The following is a 3,495-nucleotide window of genomic DNA, read 5'->3' as shown; positions in this document are numbered from 1 at the left end:
GCGATCGGCGCGGCCCGCCAGGTGTGGGTGCTGGCCTCGGGCGAGTCCAAGGCCGAGGCGGTGCGCCTGGGGCTTTCGGGCGCGAGTGTGGACCAGGCGCCCGTGGCCGGTGCGCGCGGGGCCGACAAGACCCTGTTCTGGCTGGACGAGGCCTCCGCTTCGAAGCTGTGAGGGTGTAGGAGCATGGCGACGCCCCGGTCTTCGCGGCCGGGGCGTCCTCCTGTGTTCGGGTGTGGGGCGCTCAAAGCCAGACGAGTTCGCCCCACAGACGGTCCGCGAAGGAGTGGGCGTCCCGGATCAGGTGCACACTCGCGCCGTGCACGGAGGTGGCCAGGCCGCCCTGCCCGTTCGGCCCGGTGACTCCGTAGTAGGCGTGCCGCATGGAGTCGGTCTCCTCGTCCCAGAGGTCCACATAGAACGCGCGGGGATGGGCGGGTTCGTCGGCGTTCTGGTAGACAGAACCGGAGTCACGGATGTGGTCGTCCTGCATGGGCATCCCCTTCGGTGGCTCATCAGGCCCGGACGGTCAGCTTGGTAGGCGCCCCGTCCGGGCCGTCTTCGTTTCCGGCTCGACAGCCCCTGTGATCGCCGTCTCACCTTCTGTTAGGCTGACACACGCCAAACAGAATCACAAGCTTGTATAGCAAGAATGATTGTGGACCAGAAGGGAAGCGGGATGGCGAAGGCGAAGACCGCCACACTGCGGAGCCGCTGGCTGGGCCGACGCCTCCGCGAACTCCGCGAGACGTCCGGAATGAGCATCCAGGAGGTGGGTGAGTTCCTCCAGCGCAACATGGGGACCGTGAGCCGCTTCGAGAACGGCATCTACCCGGTGCGCCGGCCGGACATGATGGCGATGCTCGACCTGTTCGGGGTGAGCGACTCACGTCACCGCGAAAACCTGATGCGACTGAGCGAGAGCGTCTGGCAGACCGGTTGGTGGGACGGCTACCCGGACGAGTTCACCGAGTTCGTGGACTTCATCTGGTTGGAGGCTCAAGCCGTCGAACAGCGGTTGTTCGACACCACGCTCCTGCCAGGGCTGCTTCAGACCGAACGCTACGCCGATGCGGCCATCCGCGCGGCCGAATTCGACAAACATGAGGAGCACATCGAGCAAGGCCTGGAAGTGCGCCTCCAGCGTCAGGAGCTTCTCGACCGAGAAGACCCACCGATATTACAGATCCTCCTTGACGAATCAGTGCTCTACCGTCAGGTCGGGTCGGCCGAGGTGATGCGCGACCAGCTCGCCCACCTACTAGAGCTGTCGAAGCACCCCAACATCCACCTGCGCGTGCTGCCGTTCTCAGCCGGAGCACACGAGAGCCCCGAGGGCGCGTTCAAGTACTTCGTGATGGATGACCCCTACCCGGATGTGGTGTACGTCGAGACACCCAATGGTGCCCTCTACTTGGAACAGACAGAAACCGCTCCGGCGGCCCAGCGGTACGATCGCCTGTGGGGCAAATCCCTGAAATCAGACGAATCAGCCGAGCTCATCTCGGCATTGATCGAGGAGCCATCGTGACCCCCGAGCGGGAACGCACCACCATCGACTGGCACATCAGTAGCTACAGCGACAACGGCGGGGCGACTTGTGTAGAAGTCGGAGCACTGCGTGACGGTAGCGGACGAGTGGCCATGCGCCACAGCCTGCACCCCGAAAGCACCCACCTCGTCTACACCCACCAGGAGTGGAAAGCCTTCACTCAAGGTGTCCGCGCCGGAGAGTTCGACTTCTAAAACCGATCACCCACAGCAGAGGTGCCCCACTCCAACCCGGAGTGGGGCACTTTCGTTCTCCACTCGAGAGCACCCAGCGGGCAAACCACACACCGGTCCCGCTCTGAATCGACGCCAGCACCCCAAGGAGATTTACCCGTAAACAATTTCTGCAATACTTCCAGAATAAACAGACCAAACAGAAACACCCACCGCAAGCACGGCCAGGGGCCACCTCATCCGACCATAAATATCATAGAAATACCTTTCATCATATCGACCCCTGCTGATTTTCCACTTCAAAAACAACGGACCGAAAACGAGATCTCCCATAGCAACAAGAAGCAGAGCCACCTTCAAGGGTGCGTAAAACGATAAGAACACGAATATTACGTAAGAAACAACAGGAATGATGTTCATCAGAAGTGCTGCGATAACCGAGAGAATCCCCCAAGACAAGATCAGCACCACCAAGGAGGCAGGGATTCTGCTGAGCATTAGATTAAAGGCGGCCTCATCGTCTCCATCGACTTGAAATTCACGCTCACCCTGAACCCTGGAGACCAGGAGCCCTCGAAACTTCTTAAAAAGAAAAGCAATAAGGAAATCGGGGATCCTCAAAAAACCAAAGTCAGAAAATTTCACCTGAACTTCCATGCTTATGCCTTTTATTTCGGAGAAGGCACGCGATCAATCATCGACCGCTCACCATCTGTGCCAGGTAGAATTATCACTACTCGGGTCAACCATAGCGACCCCAGCAGAATTCGCAGCCATAGAATATCCCGTCACGCTGTCTGTACGCACCCCATACCTCTCCGATGCAGCGATGTCCGATCGTTCCCTAGCGGCACTTTTTGACCTGGCTCTCCGATTTTTTCTACCAGAATTAGGAACACCCTTAGGATTATTAGTAACACGAGTCGAATGCCTCACTCCAGCAGCGAATTTGCCACCTCTGGAAACAACCTTCCCTGCGGCGCCAGGAACGATAGCACCAGCAATATCCCAGACTCCATTGACAGAATCTCCATTGCTTATCTTCCAGATTCCATGGCCAACACTCCAAGCAGCAGCCACGACCGCACAGGCCGCACAGAGCAACCCACCAACCAGCATCACATCATCAATGATGTTCCCAACATTCCAGCCACCATCATCAGTGCGATACCTATCATTGGCCCAGCTTGATACGCCATTCCAGGCAGATTCCCAGATACTCTGCTCTTCCGAGGAGACTGTTGCGTTGACCAACGGAGGACTTTGGGCAGGCGGAGAGCTCCTCGTGTTATTACGAATCAAACTATTGTGTGCCCGTCGAACACTCGGCGGAGGGGGCGCATAGCCACGAGCCGGATGCCACGAAGGACTCCTTCCGTAGTTCGGCATCGGAGCATAGCCACGAGCAGGATGCTTTGAAGATTCCGAACTATGACCGGGCATAGGCGCGTACCCCCGGGCAGGGTGCCAGCTCAGCCCTGAAGGATCGGTGAAGACAGCTGGGCTGTTGTTCGAGTACACGTACCCGTTCATCGTTTGGGCGTCAGTCAGGTCCATCAACGGGTCCACCGAGATGAACCGGCCCAGATCCGCGTCATAGGCACGCGCCCCCAGCTGGGTCAGGCCAGTGGAGGCATCGATCATGCCATCCACGAAACCACGCTCACCCGGCCACACACCGGTGGCACCGCGCTCCTGACCAAAGACCGTCATCCGACGTTGAGCGACCTCGCTGAAGTCGGCGTCGATGGCGATCTGCCCGGTTCCGTGATG

At 58.9% G+C, this 3,495-nt stretch carries 7 protein-coding genes; 4 read left to right on the top strand and 3 right to left on the bottom strand.

The genetic code is table 11. The annotated features are described in order from the left end of the window. A partial coding sequence (locus D472_RS25580) for a 6-phosphogluconolactonase (RefSeq protein ID WP_033303855.1) occupies positions 1-171 on the top strand: 171 nt, incomplete at its 5' end. Positions 172-241: 70 nt separating this feature from the next. On the opposite strand, the gene D472_RS0114430 is transcribed toward D472_RS25580, so the two are convergent. After that, on the bottom strand, positions 242-490 hold the full coding sequence (locus D472_RS0114430) for a hypothetical protein (RefSeq protein WP_017605196.1): 249 nt from the start codon (positions 488-490) through the stop codon (positions 242-244). A 186-nt stretch (positions 491-676) separates the two neighbouring features. Between D472_RS0114430 and D472_RS0114425 the strand changes: the two genes are divergently transcribed. After that, positions 677-1,528: a helix-turn-helix domain-containing protein gene (locus D472_RS0114425; protein WP_033303853.1), complete on the top strand. Its 852-nt coding sequence runs from the start codon at positions 677-679 to the stop codon at positions 1,526-1,528. Beyond that, positions 1,525-1,743 (top strand): DUF397 domain-containing protein, encoded by a 219-nt coding sequence (locus D472_RS0114420; protein ID WP_017605194.1) that lies wholly within the window; start codon positions 1,525-1,527, stop codon positions 1,741-1,743. The genes D472_RS0114425 and D472_RS0114420 overlap by 4 nt, the downstream gene beginning before the upstream one ends. Positions 1,744-1,875: 132 nt before the next feature. Here D472_RS0114420 and D472_RS0114415 read toward each other — a convergent pair whose 3' ends face one another. Beyond that, complete coding sequence (locus D472_RS0114415) at positions 1,876-2,379, bottom strand: hypothetical protein (RefSeq protein ID WP_017605193.1); 504 nt, start codon at positions 2,377-2,379, stop codon at positions 1,876-1,878. A gap of 48 nt (positions 2,380-2,427) precedes the next feature. Continuing rightward, entirely contained in the window at positions 2,428-3,375 is a 948-nt protein-coding gene (locus tag D472_RS29530; RefSeq protein WP_394295625.1) for an RHS repeat-associated core domain-containing protein, read from the bottom strand. Between D472_RS29530 and D472_RS29090 the strand changes: the two genes are divergently transcribed. Further along, positions 3,259-3,495: hypothetical protein (locus D472_RS29090; protein ID WP_033303849.1), on the top strand; the 237-nt coding region annotated here is incomplete at its 3' end. The genes D472_RS29530 and D472_RS29090 overlap by 117 nt on opposite strands.

Source organism: Nocardiopsis alkaliphila YIM 80379 (genome assembly GCF_000341005.1).
Classification (GTDB): Bacteria; Actinomycetota; Actinomycetes; order Streptosporangiales; family Streptosporangiaceae; genus Nocardiopsis; species Nocardiopsis alkaliphila.
The sequence above is the reverse complement of the archived record's forward strand: the minus strand, read 5'-3'. Positions and strand labels throughout refer to the sequence as shown.

Bases quoted from the DNA above. Each gene is read 5' to 3' on its own strand.
- D472_RS0114425 (WP_033303853.1), top strand. From the start codon at position 677: ATGGCGAAGGCGAAGACCGCCACACTGCGGAGCCGCTGGCTGGGCCGA.
- D472_RS0114415 (WP_017605193.1), bottom strand. From the start codon at position 2,379: ATGGAAGTTCAGGTGAAATTTTCTGACTTTGGTTTTTTGAGGATCCCC.
- D472_RS0114430 (WP_017605196.1), bottom strand. From the start codon at position 490: ATGCAGGACGACCACATCCGTGACTCCGGTTCTGTCTACCAGAACGCC.